Origin of the sequence: Chengkuizengella sp. SCS-71B, assembly GCF_040100845.1 — a bacterium.
In the GTDB taxonomy this organism is placed as follows: domain Bacteria; phylum Bacillota; class Bacilli; order Paenibacillales; family KCTC-33759; genus Chengkuizengella.
In genome coordinates this window covers 1,613,712-1,629,294 of the sequence record NZ_JAZHSH010000001.1, presented here as the reverse complement: position 1 = coordinate 1,629,294, position 15,583 = coordinate 1,613,712, and the positions used below count along the sequence as shown (strand labels likewise).

19 protein-coding genes are annotated in these 15,583 nt (G+C 33.3%); 1 reads left to right on the top strand and 18 read right to left on the bottom strand.

Features of this window, described 5'->3' with window-relative positions; all coding sequences use genetic code 11:
- Positions 1-197: 197 nt before the first annotated feature.
- The 8 genes from VQL36_RS08055 to VQL36_RS08020 form a co-directional block, all read right to left on the bottom strand.
- Positions 198-1,187 carry a biotin--[acetyl-CoA-carboxylase] ligase gene (locus VQL36_RS08055; protein WP_349248817.1) on the bottom strand — a complete coding sequence of 330 codons (990 nt, stop codon included), beginning with the start codon at positions 1,185-1,187 and terminating at the stop codon, positions 198-200.
- Positions 1,174-2,460, bottom strand: coding sequence for a CCA tRNA nucleotidyltransferase (locus tag VQL36_RS08050; RefSeq protein WP_349248816.1), 1,287 nt, complete (start codon positions 2,458-2,460; stop codon positions 1,174-1,176). Before VQL36_RS08050 ends, VQL36_RS08055 begins: the two co-directional genes overlap by 14 nt.
- 49 nt (positions 2,461-2,509) lie before the next feature.
- Positions 2,510-3,661, bottom strand: a complete 1,152-nt coding sequence (bshA, locus tag VQL36_RS08045) for an N-acetyl-alpha-D-glucosaminyl L-malate synthase BshA (RefSeq protein ID WP_349248815.1) — start codon at positions 3,659-3,661, stop codon at positions 2,510-2,512.
- A gap of 89 nt (positions 3,662-3,750) precedes the next feature.
- Positions 3,751-4,449, bottom strand: a complete 699-nt coding sequence (gene bshB1 / locus VQL36_RS08040; RefSeq protein ID WP_349248814.1) for a bacillithiol biosynthesis deacetylase BshB1 — start codon at positions 4,447-4,449, stop codon at positions 3,751-3,753.
- The gene (mgsA, locus tag VQL36_RS08035) at positions 4,446-4,865 is read right to left on the bottom strand and encodes a methylglyoxal synthase (RefSeq protein ID WP_349248813.1); all 420 of its coding nucleotides are present in this window, start codon (positions 4,863-4,865) and stop codon (positions 4,446-4,448) included. Before mgsA ends, bshB1 begins: the two co-directional genes overlap by 4 nt.
- A gap of 33 nt (positions 4,866-4,898) precedes the next feature.
- Positions 4,899-5,702 carry a 4-hydroxy-tetrahydrodipicolinate reductase gene (gene dapB / locus VQL36_RS08030; RefSeq protein ID WP_349248812.1) on the bottom strand — a complete coding sequence of 268 codons (804 nt, stop codon included), beginning with the start codon at positions 5,700-5,702 and terminating at the stop codon, positions 4,899-4,901.
- A gap of 21 nt (positions 5,703-5,723) precedes the next feature.
- A complete protein-coding gene (locus tag VQL36_RS08025) occupies positions 5,724-6,245 on the bottom strand; it encodes a tetratricopeptide repeat protein (RefSeq protein ID WP_349248811.1) in 522 nt (173 codons plus the stop codon).
- 120 nt (positions 6,246-6,365) lie between these two features.
- Positions 6,366-6,692, bottom strand: a complete 327-nt coding sequence (locus VQL36_RS08020; protein WP_349248810.1) for a nucleotide pyrophosphohydrolase — start codon at positions 6,690-6,692, stop codon at positions 6,366-6,368.
- A gap of 295 nt (positions 6,693-6,987) precedes the next feature.
- Between VQL36_RS08020 and VQL36_RS08015 the strand changes: the two genes are divergently transcribed.
- Complete coding sequence (locus VQL36_RS08015) at positions 6,988-7,860, top strand: YitT family protein (protein ID WP_349248809.1); 873 nt, start codon at positions 6,988-6,990, stop codon at positions 7,858-7,860.
- A 56-nt stretch (positions 7,861-7,916) separates the two neighbouring features.
- On the opposite strand, the gene VQL36_RS08010 is transcribed toward VQL36_RS08015, so the two are convergent.
- The 10 genes from VQL36_RS08010 to VQL36_RS07965 all read right to left on the bottom strand — a co-directional run bounded on the left by VQL36_RS08010 (position 7,917) and on the right by VQL36_RS07965 (position 15,582).
- On the bottom strand, positions 7,917-8,774 hold the full coding sequence (locus tag VQL36_RS08010; RefSeq protein WP_349248808.1) for a sporulation protein YpjB: 858 nt from the start codon (positions 8,772-8,774) through the stop codon (positions 7,917-7,919).
- Positions 8,775-8,867: 93 nt separating this feature from the next.
- The gene (locus VQL36_RS08005; RefSeq protein WP_349248807.1) at positions 8,868-9,506 is read right to left on the bottom strand and encodes a DUF1405 domain-containing protein; all 639 of its coding nucleotides are present in this window, start codon (positions 9,504-9,506) and stop codon (positions 8,868-8,870) included.
- A gap of 114 nt (positions 9,507-9,620) precedes the next feature.
- Positions 9,621-10,517, bottom strand: a complete 897-nt coding sequence (locus tag VQL36_RS08000) for a c-type cytochrome (protein WP_349248806.1) — start codon at positions 10,515-10,517, stop codon at positions 9,621-9,623.
- 63 nt (positions 10,518-10,580) lie between these two features.
- Complete coding sequence (qcrB, locus tag VQL36_RS07995; protein ID WP_349248805.1) at positions 10,581-11,252, bottom strand: menaquinol-cytochrome c reductase cytochrome b subunit; 672 nt, start codon at positions 11,250-11,252, stop codon at positions 10,581-10,583.
- A gap of 16 nt (positions 11,253-11,268) precedes the next feature.
- Complete coding sequence (locus VQL36_RS07990) at positions 11,269-11,811, bottom strand: ubiquinol-cytochrome c reductase iron-sulfur subunit (RefSeq protein WP_413789494.1); 543 nt, start codon at positions 11,809-11,811, stop codon at positions 11,269-11,271.
- Positions 11,812-12,063: 252 nt separating this feature from the next.
- Complete coding sequence (locus tag VQL36_RS07985; RefSeq protein ID WP_349248804.1) at positions 12,064-12,501, bottom strand: DUF2487 family protein; 438 nt, start codon at positions 12,499-12,501, stop codon at positions 12,064-12,066.
- 130 nt (positions 12,502-12,631) lie between these two features.
- Entirely contained in the window at positions 12,632-12,823 is a 192-nt protein-coding gene (locus VQL36_RS07980) for an IDEAL domain-containing protein (protein ID WP_160647296.1), read from the bottom strand.
- Positions 12,824-12,944: 121 nt separating this feature from the next.
- On the bottom strand, positions 12,945-14,066 hold the full coding sequence (locus VQL36_RS07975; protein ID WP_349248803.1) for a hypothetical protein: 1,122 nt from the start codon (positions 14,064-14,066) through the stop codon (positions 12,945-12,947).
- Between the two features lie 282 nt (positions 14,067-14,348).
- Entirely contained in the window at positions 14,349-14,927 is a 579-nt protein-coding gene (locus VQL36_RS07970; RefSeq protein WP_349248802.1) for a histidine phosphatase family protein, read from the bottom strand.
- Positions 14,928-15,021: 94 nt separating this feature from the next.
- Positions 15,022-15,582, bottom strand: a complete 561-nt coding sequence (locus tag VQL36_RS07965) for a hypothetical protein (protein WP_349248801.1) — start codon at positions 15,580-15,582, stop codon at positions 15,022-15,024.
- Position 15,583 lies beyond the last annotated feature (1 nt).

The following is a 15,583-nucleotide window of genomic DNA, read 5'->3' as shown; positions in this document are numbered from 1 at the left end:
AAAGGTTTTCATAGGCATATATAATAGTACAAATACTTTATTTAAAAAGTATAAGTATAATCTATTTGTTTATGCGATGATCCTTCTGTCTCGGTCCAGATTTGGCTCAGAGCAGAATCCAACACTGCAAAAGTTATTTTATTGTAAGTATACTAAGGAGTGCAATTCTCAACAGATATCGCCTCATTGTAAATCTATTATACCAAACTTAAACTGACATCGCCAGAGTATATTTTATGTTCATTTCCTTCTTCATCTATAATCATTAACGCTCCCATCTCATCCATTCCATAGGCTTTCCCTTTCACAATACCTTGATGTGTATGAACTTGGATGGGACAATGCAAACAAATCGATAAAGCCTCCCATAGGATACGAATTGGTGCAAAACCTTCACTTAAATATAACAAATATAGCTCTTCCATTTCTTTAAATAAAGATATAAGAAGCTGTTCTCTATCACATTCAATACCTGCCTCAATACTTAAAGACGTCATCTTTTCTTTTAATTCTTCAGGAATGTCATTCTGTTGTAAGTTTACACTAATTCCAATCCCAGCTATGACATGCTTTACTCGTTCATCTTCTGCACTAGATTCAAGTAAAATTCCACATACTTTTTTACCGTTTATGTAAATATCATTAGGCCATTTGATTCCAACCTCTGCATCTAACTCTAAAAACCTTTTAATAACACGACAAACTGCAACTGAAATTAGGAGTGTTAATTGATGAATAAATTGGAGCGGGATTTGTGGCTTTAAAATCATGCTCATCCAAATGCCTGTACCAGGTGGAGAAAACCATTTTCGTCCTAATCTGCCTCGTCCGTCAGTTTGTTGTTCTGCAATAATAACCGTACCTTCCTTTGCACCCATTTTCACCATTTCAGCTGCCATCGTTTGAGTGGATCCAACTTCTTGCACGTATTTAATATTCAATCCCATACATTGAGTATTTAACTCTGAACTAAGCCTATTTACATTTAAGGGGTCAGGAGGTGTTTTTAAAATTCTATAACCTAAGCGAGGTGTTGATTCAAATATATAACCCTTTTTCTTTAAAGCTTGTATATGTTTCCAAATTGCGGTTCGGCTACAATTTAATTCTTCGCTTAGTTTTTCACCTGAGATATATTGATTCGGATGATCTAAAAAGATCCGGATGATTTGTTCATTCATATTCATTCATTCCTCTTACAATTTGTGCAGCTCTATTTATTAAATCCTTTTGTTTATTTTCAAGTTCGTTTAAAGCAACCTCAGTGAGTAGTTGATTTAAGACGATACGAATCCACGGACCAGATTTTTGTTTTAAATTCACTATATCATTTCCAGAAATCTCAAGTTCTCGTAAATGTTTAATCGGAATTTCCTCAATCCAATCCATTCCTTTTTGTTGTATGATTTCTAACTCTTCTTCATTCATTTTCAATAACAACCATGATAAATAACTATGATCAAGAGCATTTAGTAAGGTGCGCAAATCCTTCAACGCATCCATACCGTAAATAATGACAGCTTCTTTCCATGATTTTTCAGAATAAGTTTGTTCATTTAACCAATTTATTACCTGTTTCACAGCATAAATTTTCATTATCTTTTGATTTGGAAATTTGAGTTTTTTTAATAACGGTTTTATTTGGTTTGTTTCTATCTTTAACATCAAGAGTAACAAAATCCATTTTATAGTCCCTTCATGAATAGACTGAAATGAATTTAAAACATTATGACCTGAAAAGGCTGACCAATTCGATTTTTGAATGTGCAAGTTTTCTTTTGTATTATTCATCAATTCACTATCAATCAAAAGCTGAATCCCTTTTTTAGTGTTTGATCCTTCCATTACTCTATCCAACTCAGCATATATTCTTTCCATCGCAATATGTTTAATTGCCTCTCTATGCAATAAAATTGCATTCCATGTGTTTTGTTCAACCTGAAGATCATATTCAGCAGCAAAACGAATGGCTCTCATCATCCTTAGGGCATCCTCAGAGAAACGAAGCAAAGGATCTCCCACACATCTTAGTATTTTTGAGTTCAAATCTTTTTTTCCACCAAAAGGATCTATGATTTTCCCATGAATATCAATCGCCATTGCGTTCATTGTAAAATCTCGACGTTCTAAATCATCTATCAATTTATTAACAAATTGAACCTCTTTAGGTCGACGATGATCCACATATTCATTTTCTGTACGATAGGTTGTCACTTCAAAGTGAAATTGTTCCATAACAACTGTAACAGTACCATGTTGTAATCCTGTAGGTATTGTATGAGAAAAAAGATCCATCACGATGGATGGATACGCAGAAGTTGTGATATCTATATCTTTGATAGTTCTTTTTAAGAATTTATCTCTGACATATCCACCAACATAATAGGCTTCATAACCATGTTTTTTTAATTCTCGAATCACTTCAGAAGCTTCATGTTCCATTAATATCAGATCATTCATCACTTACACCACTTTTACTTTGATCAACTTTTTCTAAGCATCATCCAAATTATGAATGTGTTCCAACAGGCTCTAAATTTAAAACACGGTAATAAATCTTTTCGTATGTTTCTGTTATCACGTTATTACAAAAATAATACCTAGATCGCTCCAATCCATTATTTACAAACTGATCATATAAATCAGGATCACATAATATCTTAATTGCATCTTCTGCCATTTGATTTGTATCTCCAATATTGGCTAAATACCCCGTCTCTCCTTGAGTAACAACCTCAGGGATTCCACCAGCATTAGAACCAATCGTTGGTACACCACAAGCCATTGCTTCCAATGCTACCAAGCCAAAACTTTCTTTTTCAGATGGAAGTAACATCACATCTGCTAAAGATAATACCTGTGCTACATCATCCTGTTTTCCTAAAAAAATAATGCGATCTTCAATGCCTAATTTTTCAGCTTTGCATTGTACTTTTGATAGCTCAGGCCCTTCTCCTACAAATAATAACTTAGAAGGTATCTTTTGATTTACCTTATAAAATATGTCTAAAACATCCAAAATTCGTTTAACAGGTCGAAAATTTGATATGTGAATTAGTATTTTTTCATTTGGTTGTGCAAAATCTTTTCTACTTTCCGAAACCTCACGAGGATAATACTCTCTTTTGTCTACAAAATTGTACGTTAGATCTATTGGTTTTTCTATTGAAAATAAACTTTGCGTTTCTTGAATAAGATCTTTAGATACCGCTGTAACTGCATCACTTTCATTGATCCCCAACCGGATCAAATCCTTTAAAGATTCATCCTGCGCCAGAATCGTAATATCGGTTCCATGCAAAGTTGTCACTATTTTCAGTTGATTTCCTACAATTTGCTTTGCTAAATATGCACAAACAGCATGGGGAAATGCATAGTGAACGTGTAGTATGTCAAGATTTTTCATTTTCACAATTTGTGCTAATTTATTAGCAAGTGATAAATCATAAGGAGGATATTTAAAAACATGATAATTTGTAACCTGAACTTCATGGTAAAAAACATTTTTATGATATTTACCTAAACGAAAAGGCATTCCATGCGTAATAAAATGTACCTCATGACCTTTTTCAGCCAGAAGTTTTCCAAGTTCAGTAGCTATGATACCTGAACCACCTAATGATGGATAACAAGTAATACCTATTTTTAATTTTTTAGTCATTGTTCCTCTCCTCCTTTAAAATGACCCACATAAACATGATGTGTATCTATACGTTTTCATTTTGGATGTGGAAGTTCTCAATAAGACGCTTAGAACAATTCAACTAGATAAGGAGATTTCGTAATAAAACCTTCAGCATATGATACATTGCTTTTTTGACCTAATAATCGATCTCTTGCCTCTACGTTTTCCAAATAACCTTGATTTAATGGTGTATCAACTATATTGTTGGCAGAACCAATTTTCTGAAATTGTGAACGATATGCTTGTAATGCTTTCTTTTTTTGCTCATAAAAAGAAGAGATATCTACCAATAAGTCAGCTTCTTGAATATCGTTAATAAAATAATAATAGTTTCTCTCCACTTTCCAAGCTTCATATTCAGGTAAATAATTCCTAAGTTTTGCATTGAATATAGCTTCGTCAACCATTTTACTGCACATAATATGGTCTGGGTGCCGATCAATCCAATAAGGTGCAAAAACAACTTTTGGTTTATATTTCCGGATTTCAATTGTAATTTTATCAATTTGCTCCTTATTCAACTGCAAACCTCGATCAGGCAAGCCTAAATTGGTTCGAGCAGTTAACTTTAGTACCTCATTTGCTGCCATGGCTTCCTGTTGTCTTGTTTTTACATCACCATTAGAAGACATTTCTGCAAATGTCAAGTCACATATACCTATTCGATAACCTTGTAATATATGTTTATAAATCGTTCCACCCATGCCGATTTCAGCATCATCTGGATGGGCTCCAAATATAAGTATGTCTAATGATTGATTCATTCTGAATCACCTGGCTTATATTTATGAACTAATTCTCTCCATGCAAAATCACCACGTTCAAGTGCTTTCACTAATATTTCTGCAGTAGCAACATTTGTAGCAAGAGGAATACCCTGAACATCACATAATCTTAATAATGCAATAATGTCAGGTTCATGGGGCTGTGCCATTAACGGGTCACGTAAAAATATAATTAAATCCATCTCATTTCTAGCCACCATGGCACCAATTTGTTGATCCCCGCCTAAAGGACCTGACATGAAACGATGAATTTTCAAATCAGTATTTTCCATGATTTTTTTACCTGTTGTACCTGTTGAATAAAGCTCATGAAGTAAGAAAGTTTTTTCGTAAGCAATTGCAAAATTAACAATTTCTTCTTTTTTTCTATCGTGTGCAATAAAAGCGATTTTCATTTGTACTTTTTAACTCCCCTCTGAAAACCTCTATTAGTCTACAAAATGTTCAAACCCATATACAATTCCATTAAGATCAATCACTTTTTGTATAGCTAAATTAACGCCTGGCATGTACCCTTCTCGATCATAAGAATCATGGCGAATTTTTAAAGACTGCCCATGCCCTCCAAATATAACTTCTTGTTGTGCAAATACGCCTGGAAGTCTAACACTATGTATTCTAAATCCATTGTATTGTCCCCCGCGTGATCCATCAATTGTTTCTTTCTCATCTGGATTTCCCTGACGGAACTCCTTGCGGCTTTCAGAGATCAATTCCGCTGTTTTAACTGAAGTTCCAGAAGGTGCATCTAACTTTTGATCACCATGGTATTCAATAATTTCTAAGTGAGGCATATATTTAGCGGCTTGTGCAGCAAATTTCATCATTAATATCGCACCTATAGCAAAGTTGGGAGCGATGATACCACCAATATCTTCTTTTTTACATAACTCGTCCAATTCTTCGATATCCTGAGGTGTTAACCCAGTTGTTCCCACCACAGGTCTTACTTTATGTTTAATCGCCATTTTTGTATTTTTCATAACTGCATGAGGGGTTGTAAAATCTACGATAACTTGTGCACTGGATTCAACTAAAGCTAATTCCAAATCATCTTGAATCTTCACCCCACAAGGGTCTAAACCAACTAAAGCACCTGCGTCTTCTCCACCTTTTGAATCAATGGCTGCAACTAACTCCAACTCAGGTGAAGTTAAAACCATCTTAACAACTTCTTTACCCATTCTACCGGAAGCTCCAGATACAGCTACTTTAATTGTTTCTTCATTCATTATTGACTCACCTTATCCCTTTCATTTATACGATTGTAAATAAATTTTAAACATCATTTTATATTGCTTTAAAAGCTCTTTTGCAATTTCATGATTTGGATCTAGATTCAAAACTTCTTTTAATGTTTGAATAGCTTGACTATATTCTTCTAGTTGAGCATAAGCTATACCCATTAATAACCAAGCTTCAACAGATAATGGATCCAAAACCGTTGCTTCCTTTAATAATATGACTGCCAGGTGCAGTTGATCTTCTTCTTGATCAAAGTAAGCTTCTGCATGTTTAATAAGTTCCTTCGCTTTTAAGTGTTCATAATGAAACAAAAATTCATCATTGTCGCAGTCTAATAAAGAAGCTTTTTCTGCGTGTTCTAAAGCTTTAATTAATTTATTACTTCTTGCAAAAGTAATAGATAACTTATAATGATATATAGCATTGTTAGGCTCTTGTTCAATAGCTTCTTCAAACCATATAATGGCTTGTTCAAAATCACTATTTAATATGGATTCATAGGCTTTTTTTATTTTTTGCTCTCCATTCATCTGCTCCTACCTCCTCTCTATATTTAGAAAGTTTAGACATACATTTAAACATCCTATATATGAAAGTGATGGTACAGCATATGAATGTTACATTCATTCGGTGTTACGATTAGTCCATTTTTACTTAATTTTGGTCCATCTGTCCTTATCTCGAGTTTGAAATTTATTCATAACTTGGTTAAAAGCATCTGTTAAATTAATCCCTTGAGAGTTAGCAAAACAAATGATTATAAATAAAATATCAGCCAATTCCATTTCAATCGAATTATCTTCTTCTGAAGGTTTTTTTGGTTTTTCACCAAATGTATGATTGACTTCTCTAGCTAATTCGCCAACTTCTTCAGATATTCTAGCAAGCATGGATAATGGACTGAAATATCCTTCTTTAAACTGTGATATGTAATCATCCACTTCTTGTTGAAGTTGACTTAAGGTTTTGTCAGACATATATACCATATCCCTTCTACCAAGCACCCATCCTTGATATTGTCTTTCTACTATGTTATCTCAAACTATGATTAAAAACAATGTTATGAAAAAAAACTCATATTGTGATAACATTTGATCCAAAAATATTTTGCGTACAGAAGCCCACCTCTATGTGCGATATCTTCAAATCAGGTAGAGTAGAGTCCCCGTCTGACTTCTCGATGTTTAAGCTTTGCTTAAACGAGTTCACTTTGCATGGCATACATTATGGGTTAAAATAATAACATCATCAAAAATAAGGAGTTTTACCACTATGAATTGGAGCAAAATGAACTATTCGATTAAACAATTATTCTTCATTATGGCAGGTACAGCAATTTACGCATTTGGACTTAATATTTTAGTTATCCCAAACGAGTTAATGGAAGGTGGAGTGACAGGGCTTGCCTTACTTTTAAATTATGCTTTTGATCTCCCGCCTTCATACATGACCTTAATTATAAATATCCCATTATTTTATGTGGGATGGAGATTGTTTGGAAAACAGTCCATGATTTTAACGATATTTGGAACGGTTTCTCTTTCTGTATTTTTATGGCTCATGGAATTCAGCATTAACAATCATTGGATAGAACCATTTCAAAACAATGATTATTTCTTAACTACTCTCTATGCTGGAGTAGCTAGTGGTGTTGGGCTCGGTCTTGTATTTCGATACGGAGGCACAACAGGAGGGGCAGATATTGTAGCCAGAGCAGGGCACAAGTTAAAGGGATGGAGTATAGGTAAAGTTTTATTAGCTATTGATTTCGTTATTATCGGCATCTCTATATTTTACATCGAAAAAGAAAAGATTTTATACACACTTGTTGTTGTGTTTATCGCTGCAAGAATTATAGATTTTATTCAAGAAGGTGCATATTCTGCTAAAGCATTTACAATCATGTCTGAAAAATCAGAGGAAATAACAGCAATGATTTCAAATGAATTCGATCGTGGGTTAACTTTATTTATGACAAAAGGAGCCTATTCAAAAAAACATAGAGAAGCTGTTTATTGTGTTGTGAGCAGACGTGAAATTAGAAGAATGACAATTATGATAAAATCCGTTGATCCAAAAGCTTTTATCATTATTGGTGACGTTCATGATGTGTTAGGAGAAGGTTTTAAAGAGGGAGAGGTATAAAGTTAAAGTATGGACTTAATATAAAATCAGCCCTTTATAGTAAAAAGGGCTGATTTTCATTTTTTTACTGAAAAGATATTTGTTTTTTCATAATTATACTTTCTCCAACCAACGTAAAATAATACGGAAACGATAATTGTACCTATCGATATTACCCATGAAAATAGATTTTGATCAGCTAATGGGGACACTGTTGAAGATTGGTCTTGATAAAAAACTTCTTTTAAAAATCGTTTTAATTCCTCAATTACTGCATTTACATTTTCCTTCTTATCGTTATCTGATATGTAATTTTGTAAAAATGTCAGGTATGAATCTAGTTGATCTATATTTTCAGGATCTCTATTGATGATCATAGCAGGGCGAATGAAGGCATAATGTTGCTTATACGTTTTTAAAAGCTGATTCATTTTTTCTTTATTTCCTAAAGAAGCTGCAGTTTGTAATTCGTTTAAATCTGAATTCAAAACACTGTAATATTGTAACCACATTGGCTCTTTCTGATGGCTCAAAGCATCTATTACTAGATGTACTTTAGCCGAAGAAATAAGCGTGTCTTCTTCAGAGAGGTTTACCGAATTAAAATTCCGTTTTGCAATAACAAATGTATCAGAGAGCGCTTGTAATCCTTCAATTGAAGTTAAACCATCATAGTTTACCTCTGTTAACTGTTTACTTAATTTCAACAGAATATCTCTGGCTTCAACATAATTCTTTTCCGTTGTTTTTTGAACCATCTCACTAGCTAACATATTCATGGTTTCCAATTGCTTTAAATTTTCCTCATCTAAACTCAGTACTTTTTGCGCTGAATGATTAGGTTCTTTCATTGCACAACCACTTATTAATATAATGCTAAAGACCATGATAAGCATGTACACAATGAAAATAGATTTTCGATTAAAAAAATACATAAAAAAACATCCCCCTATTACGTTCAACATCACGGTTGATATAATATATGGAGGGATGTCCTCTTTTAGACCAAAAATATAAAGCTGTTATAGTTATTTCCGATCATTAACCCTATGCTTAAACCCTATATAAGCTGCAAAAATACTCAGAATGCTTAGAAGAATAGTAAAAATTTGAATTACTAATAAATCATCTCTCAACTCAGTAGGAAGCCATGGAAAGACGTCATATTTATAATCAACAACATCATTAAATAAAGCCCAAATACCTACCGGAACTATATGTATTAGTTTAAAAGCAAAAAAACGCATAAACAAGAGAGCTTCTAATGCCATACCTAGATGGGAGACCGTTAGCATCCAGTCTTGCCAAACCATGACATCCCCTTGTGATGCAGCTGCAAATATCATAACAACAGCCCAAATTCCATATTTCACTGAAGTAATTACACCAAAAACTTCAATAATCCCACGAAGGAGCCCACGTTTTTTAGAATTTGTATATTCATCAACCAATAAATATAAAATGGATATAGTAAAAAACAAACTTGCTGTTGGGCTATCTGGAACTACAAATAAAAACCAGTTAGAATACTCATTCATCGTATATATAAGTTGATTTTTATACCAGTAATAGCCATAAATGGTTCCTAAAAAATTAGTGAAGAACAATAACCACAACAAATGACGATTTAACAAAAATGATCTGCTCCAAAAAAATGAAAAAGACAATGTCAACGTAAACCTCCATTTACTGAGTATTTTTAAAAAAACCTGATCGAACTTCGATCAGGTTTCCAGTCATTATATCGAATATATTTAATTCTAAGTTAAGTAACTCTTGCTTTAGTGAGTTTCTGCAACTTCCTCTGGAGCTTCTTCACCAGCTGGTGCCTTTTGTTCTGCTAACCAACCAGCAAGAGTATCAAAATCAGCATCCGTAAATTCTGGATTCATTGATACTTGCTCACCCATTCGGTTTCCAAAACCATTATAAATAATATCATTAATTTCTTCTTTTGAATATTTATCACCGATACCTCTAAGCGACGGACCAACAGTTCCATTTAAATCAGCTGCATGACAAGAGATACATGAAGATTTCTGATAAAGATCATATCCTTCACTTTCCTTATTAACGATAGCAACAGGTTCTTCTTCCTTACCACCTGGCACTTCTTCACCAGATTCTAACAATTCTGCTCTAACAAGATGCTCTGGGATAATATTCAATTCTTCCAATTCATGCTGATAACCTTGCCATGAAACCATTGTTAAAAATACAACAGCAAACAAACTTAAAAACATTAAAGAACTTGCAATTGGACGTTTATACCAACGTCTTTCCTTTCCAGTATCTAAAAATGGAGCAAACATTAATCCACCAAACAATAGACCTGGTAATACAAGTGTACCTAAAACAACAAATGCATCTGATGTATATGGATATTTTAGCAACTGATACAAAAATAAAAAGTACCAGTCTGGAATAGGAACAAAATCTGTTTTAGTCGGATCCGCTGGATAACCGAGCGGAGAAGGGTGAGACATAGTAAGAATCATAAAACCCACTAAAAAAACGGAACCAACCATCCATTCTTTTAATAAAAAATTGGGTACAAATGCCTCTGAATTTCCAGGGTAAGCGGAATAATCAAGAGGAACATTATTTTTCTTATACTTCTTTACTCTTGAATCCCCAACATAAACTACTTTTTCTTTCGAATTATGATCATGAGCCACGTATTGCTCCTCCTTTCATGAATTTTAATATGTTTGTAAAATCCCCTTAATGATAAGATCTTCTTAAAGAGGACCAGATATTCCTTGTTTACGTATCATGAAGAAATGTCCACCAAGTAATGCTAATAAAGCGCCTGGTAAGAAGAACACGTGTAATGCGAAGAACCTTGTTAAAGTTTGAGCTCCAACGATTTCCCCACCTTGTAAGAAAGTTTCAATATATTGTCCAAGGATAGGAACTGAAGCAGCAATTTGAATTCCTACCTGTGTTGCAAAATAGGCTTTATTGTCCCAAGGTAATAAATATCCTGTGAAACCTAGTCCTAACATCACAAAGAAAATTGACATCCCTACAAGCCAATTCATTTCTCTAGGCGCTTTATAGGAACCTGTGAAAAATACACGTAACGTATGTAAAAACATCATTACAATAACTAAACTTGCACCCCAATGATGCATGCCACGCACGATAACACCAAATGCAACCTTATGCTGTAAATAATCTACACTTTTATATGCATTTACGATATCGTCTACATAATACATCGTTAAAAACATTCCTGATAAAATCTGAATTACAGTAATGAAAAACGTCAGTCCACCAAAGCAGTATACGAATGCAGAAAAGTGATGAGCTGGGTTCACATGCTCAGGAACCTCATGATCTGCAACATCTCTCCACATTGGCGTGATATCAAGACGTTCATCAATCCAATTATATATACTTTTTAACATCTGATTTACGCCTCCTTTATTCTACCCTCGTATTCGGTTTGATTTGACTTAAATAAACAAAACCATTTTCAATTTTCACATCATACTCATCTAAAGGTGCAGGTGCAACGGCTAAGTTCTTACCGTCTCTCGTATAACGGGCTGCATGACATGGGCAAAAATATTCATTTGGATAATTCACATTTTTTTCCCATTCAACGGTACAACCTAAATGTTTACAAATCGGTGATAAAGCAAATACATCACCATTCGTATCTTTAGTAATCCATGCTCCAAAACCCTTATCTGACTCATACCAACCATCAACAACATTTTTTTCAAAATTGACCGACGTTGGAGTATCGGTAACTTTTTCTACTTCAATAACCTTAACCCAATCTGATTCAGCTTTTGGTTGCAATAGCGGATCTACTGCAAATCTCAAATTAGCTATCAAAGGTAAACTCATCATGAATCCACCTGTGCCCCCGAGGGTATAGGAAAGGAATTGTCGACGAGACATTTCACGTCTTTTGACTGGTTTCCCATGTGATTTTGTCTCTTTTTTATGATCTTGCACGTCTCTTTACCCCCTTTACAACATATCTCACTCACGTTAACATTTTGTTGATAAAATTCTCAACATACTAGAACATAATAATAATAGCTTACGACTAAGGGGTCGTCAAGAATGATCTGTATGTATAATTCGCATTAAACCTCCCTTTTGAAAAATGTAAGGAAATTGTCACAAGTTTAAAAATACATTTTTTATCAAATTTGTTAAATCTCTTGGTGTAGTTTTTCCCAATGACTCTTGTTTTATGACCAATTATTGCAAATCATTGTTATTATTCCATAAGGCTTGCACTTTATTAGAAATCTCTTCCTTTAAATTTACATTCTCTACCTCACTTTCACTTGGAGTTAATAACAAACAGAAATCCTGTAGATTAAAATTATGTATTTCTGGACAATTGCTTATTAAAATAATGTACTGAAACCCTTGCTTTTTAAGGTTAAAACAAATCTTTTTTAAATAAGATTCTAAATATTGTTCTTCATGAGAGAAATGTACAGCTGGATATGTTACAACCCTTCCTTTAAATGGAATCTCAACGTATTCTAACATATCTCTCAAGCCTTCAAGTGACTTGGTAACCTCCATCGGATTTTCTAGACCAGTCAATCCAGTAAATGGGAGTAAACAGGTATCTAAATATTCTTGATGTTCTTCCCATATATTTTTTTCAATTTCGCTAAACTTCATATGTATTCTCCCATTAAGTAATGTAATTAGAGCTCATCTATTATTTTATTTCCTTTTATTAGAATTGTCCATACTAAGTGGGGGAGGGTACAAAAAAAAGATAAATGAATGTGTTTCATTTATCTTACATTTATGCAGATGATTCGTTTATTGTTTTTAGTTCGTTTGTCAATTTAATAAATAAATCTTCGTCTCCGTTTTGTAACGCATCGTCTATTTCTTTATATAAGTTTACTTCACGGAATTTTCTTATAGATTCTTTAATGACCACTTCTGCATGGAGATCTAACAAAGCCTCATAAATAATACTCATGTTTCCCATAATATTACACCCTCCATCATTTGAAAAAGAAACTTTATAGTACTCATAATTAATTATATTCACTTACTTGATATAAGGTTTGGGATTTGACCACCCATTTTATATAATTGATGTCCAAATTTCATTTTTGATCAATAATAATTGTATCTTCATCATTAATATGTATACCCTTTATGATGAGCGAACCTATCTTTGTCATTTGAACAACTACACCTTTAGTTTCGTGTTCACCTACTTTTAATAAGCCTAAATGCATCATCATTTTAAAAACTCTTTCGTCTAAGATGGAATTTACATTGTCATAATAATATGGTTTTATTAAATCACTTAAAACTTCTTTCAAAGATGAGACGGTTACCCAATTTTTCGCTAAAATACTCGTCCAATGTACAATGGATTGAATGTTATGAATAGGTCCTTTATATAATCTAATCCAGAATCGATACACACTTTCTAATTTTTCTTTCTTTCCCTCTTCCACGATCATTTTTCCTTTTTCTGAACATGTTAAAACCTCATTTTCTTCTTCTATTAAATCATTGAAATAACAGTAATCGTAAATGAGTGAAAATCGATTTGGGTAATCTTTAAACATTCTTCCATAACCAAATCTCCATTCTCCTTTTTGAATCGGATTTTCTTGTATTGAAAGTTGATTTAAGAATTGAAAGAGAGATCTTTTATACATCGCTCCTGAGGCGGTTAAATGAACTTCCTGCATATGGTATAACTCTTTTAAAAATAAATATATATCTTGAATGATAAGATTAAATTCATCTCTGTATAAATCAGGTTCTTGTACATTTTCTATCTTTTGTTGGAACTCATAAGTTATCAAATCGACAAAACGCTTTTTAAGATCCTCGGGAAATTGGAACAAGTATTTTGTTTTATGGGAAACACCGTTAAAAATCCAACCTCTTTTTTTAAACATAGTAATTGTATCTCTTGGATTTACTTCTTCATTACCATCCTCTGTAAACCTAGTATTTTTCACTCTAGCCAATAATTCCTCAAGACTAAATGCTTCTCTTTTTTCAAAAATAACCATATTGATAAAGCGCAAATCTTCAACACTAAGCTTTTTTAAATTATCTTCAAATACATCTTTTCGATTTATTCTAGTTAAAATGGACTGAATCAATTCATTTTTTGAGTGACTGCTGCATTCACATTCATAATATCTCGCAATACGATCTAATTGTTGAATATCCGCAAAGCTTAACATATCTGCTAAATTCATAAAGGTACCTCCAGAAACTGCACATATTTCTAGTACCATTATGGGATTTAAAATAAAAAATATTCATAATATTGGAAAAAATATGGTTTGGGGAGAGATTTAAATTGTGACAATTCTGACACCAGCACATCTATGAGCTGGGTGAACGCTGCCACCAGTTCATCCAAGAACTGGGGACTGACAAAGAAGTTCTTCACTTTTTGGGGTGCGGTTCTTTGTTCTGGGCCCCGCAAAAGTAATAGGTTTAATCTTCGAAGTAAGTTCTTCACTTTTGTGGGTAAATTAGAGATGTTTTGTACAATTCAACACAATAGACTTCCATTGATCCTTCTTGTTTTCTAAAATGGTAATTGAAGTATTATGGATTTTAGAATCAAAATCATCAAGCAGTTCTCTTAAGAGTTGATTTATTAAACCACCATGACTTACAATTAGAACCCTCCTATTGCCATATAATTTCTGAACATCCTTTATCACCTGCAAACCTCTATTTTTTAGATGCTCATCTTTTTCAATTTTCAATTCTGGATTATGATGGATTGCATGCCAATCTTCCCCATACTTTTTAATTCTATCTTCATAGGATAACCCTTCTAATGCTCCTAAGTATCTCTCTCTTAACCTTTCATCGTAGGATGATATTTCTAGATTAAGTCTCTTTGCTATAATGGATGCCGTCTCTTTTGCCCTTATTAAATCACTACACAAAATAATATCCCATTGGTGCTCAACCAAACGTTCTCCAAGTGCAGCTGCTTGTTCTTTTCCTTCATCATTTAAAGAAATATCCATATGTCCTTGAATGATACGTTGTTGATTCCAATCTGTTACACCATGTCTTATTAATCCAATAGTTGTCATCATTCATTCCCCTTTCACACATAAAAAAATATATTGCAAACACAAAAAGTCTCCTACCTCATTAAATAGTGGAGACTCGTCGGATTAAATTATGCTAGGCTCTAATTCTTGTGAACCAATTTAATATTAAAATGGTACCAATAACTCCAAGTAATGAAAGTACAATTAAGTAATCTGGAAAACTTGGATCAGAAATAAATTCTACTGGCAAAGGATTGTTAATACTTGCAACAGTTACAATTCCAGACTTTGGTTCAGCTGGCTCTACATTGTTTGCTTGAAAGTTATTCAAGATAGACAAGAATAAACTCGTCACAAAAATGGCAAAGCAGAATGAAATTAAAAGAGTAATATTCCTTTTAAATTTAAAAGATAAGGAATATATTCGATCTTGAATTGGTACCTTCCAAGATTCCTCCATATAAATTCGATCCATGACTGAACCAGATATATTTTTACTAATTTCAAACGGGTGCTCATCATCTTCTAATGAAGAAGTCATATGTATAAAATCATGGCTCTTTTCCCAAATTTCAAACTCTTTGGCACACGAAGTGCAACTCTTAAGATGCTGGTCTATTTTTATTCGTTTGAAGTTCTCTTCAGGCAAATCCCAGTACAATGCAAATGATTCTTGAGCCTCTTTACAATTCATT

What these genes read in the sequence shown, in the direction of transcription:
- VQL36_RS07965 (WP_349248801.1), bottom strand. Translation starts at nt 15,582, where the DNA reads ATGAATTGTAAAGAGGCTCAAGAATCATTTGCATTGTACTGGGATTTG.
- dapB (WP_349248812.1), bottom strand. Translation starts at nt 5,702, where the DNA reads ATGAATGAAGAAACAATTAAAGTAGCTGTATCTGGAGCTTCCGGTAGA.
- VQL36_RS07975 (WP_349248803.1), bottom strand. Translation starts at nt 14,066, where the DNA reads ATGAATTTAGCAGATATGTTAAGCTTTGCGGATATTCAACAATTAGAT.
- VQL36_RS08015 (WP_349248809.1), top strand. Translation starts at nt 6,988, where the DNA reads ATGAATTGGAGCAAAATGAACTATTCGATTAAACAATTATTCTTCATT.
- VQL36_RS08050 (WP_349248816.1), bottom strand. Translation starts at nt 2,460, where the DNA reads ATGAATGATCTGATATTAATGGAACATGAAGCTTCTGAAGTGATTCGA.
- VQL36_RS08010 (WP_349248808.1), bottom strand. Translation starts at nt 8,774, where the DNA reads ATGTATTTTTTTAATCGAAAATCTATTTTCATTGTGTACATGCTTATC.
- bshA (WP_349248815.1), bottom strand. Translation starts at nt 3,661, where the DNA reads ATGACTAAAAAATTAAAAATAGGTATTACTTGTTATCCATCATTAGGT.
- VQL36_RS07970 (WP_349248802.1), bottom strand. Translation starts at nt 14,927, where the DNA reads ATGACAACTATTGGATTAATAAGACATGGTGTAACAGATTGGAATCAA.
- VQL36_RS08025 (WP_349248811.1), bottom strand. Translation starts at nt 6,245, where the DNA reads ATGAATGGAGAGCAAAAAATAAAAAAAGCCTATGAATCCATATTAAAT.
- VQL36_RS08020 (WP_349248810.1), bottom strand. Translation starts at nt 6,692, where the DNA reads ATGTCTGACAAAACCTTAAGTCAACTTCAACAAGAAGTGGATGATTAC.
- bshB1 (WP_349248814.1), bottom strand. Translation starts at nt 4,449, where the DNA reads ATGAATCAATCATTAGACATACTTATATTTGGAGCCCATCCAGATGAT.
- VQL36_RS07985 (WP_349248804.1), bottom strand. Translation starts at nt 12,501, where the DNA reads ATGAAGTTTAGCGAAATTGAAAAAAATATATGGGAAGAACATCAAGAA.
- mgsA (WP_349248813.1), bottom strand. Translation starts at nt 4,865, where the DNA reads ATGAAAATCGCTTTTATTGCACACGATAGAAAAAAAGAAGAAATTGTT.
- VQL36_RS07980 (WP_160647296.1), bottom strand. Translation starts at nt 12,823, where the DNA reads ATGGGAAACATGAGTATTATTTATGAGGCTTTGTTAGATCTCCATGCA.
- qcrB (WP_349248805.1), bottom strand. Translation starts at nt 11,252, where the DNA reads ATGTTAAAAAGTATATATAATTGGATTGATGAACGTCTTGATATCACG.
- VQL36_RS08055 (WP_349248817.1), bottom strand. Translation starts at nt 1,187, where the DNA reads ATGAATATGAATGAACAAATCATCCGGATCTTTTTAGATCATCCGAAT.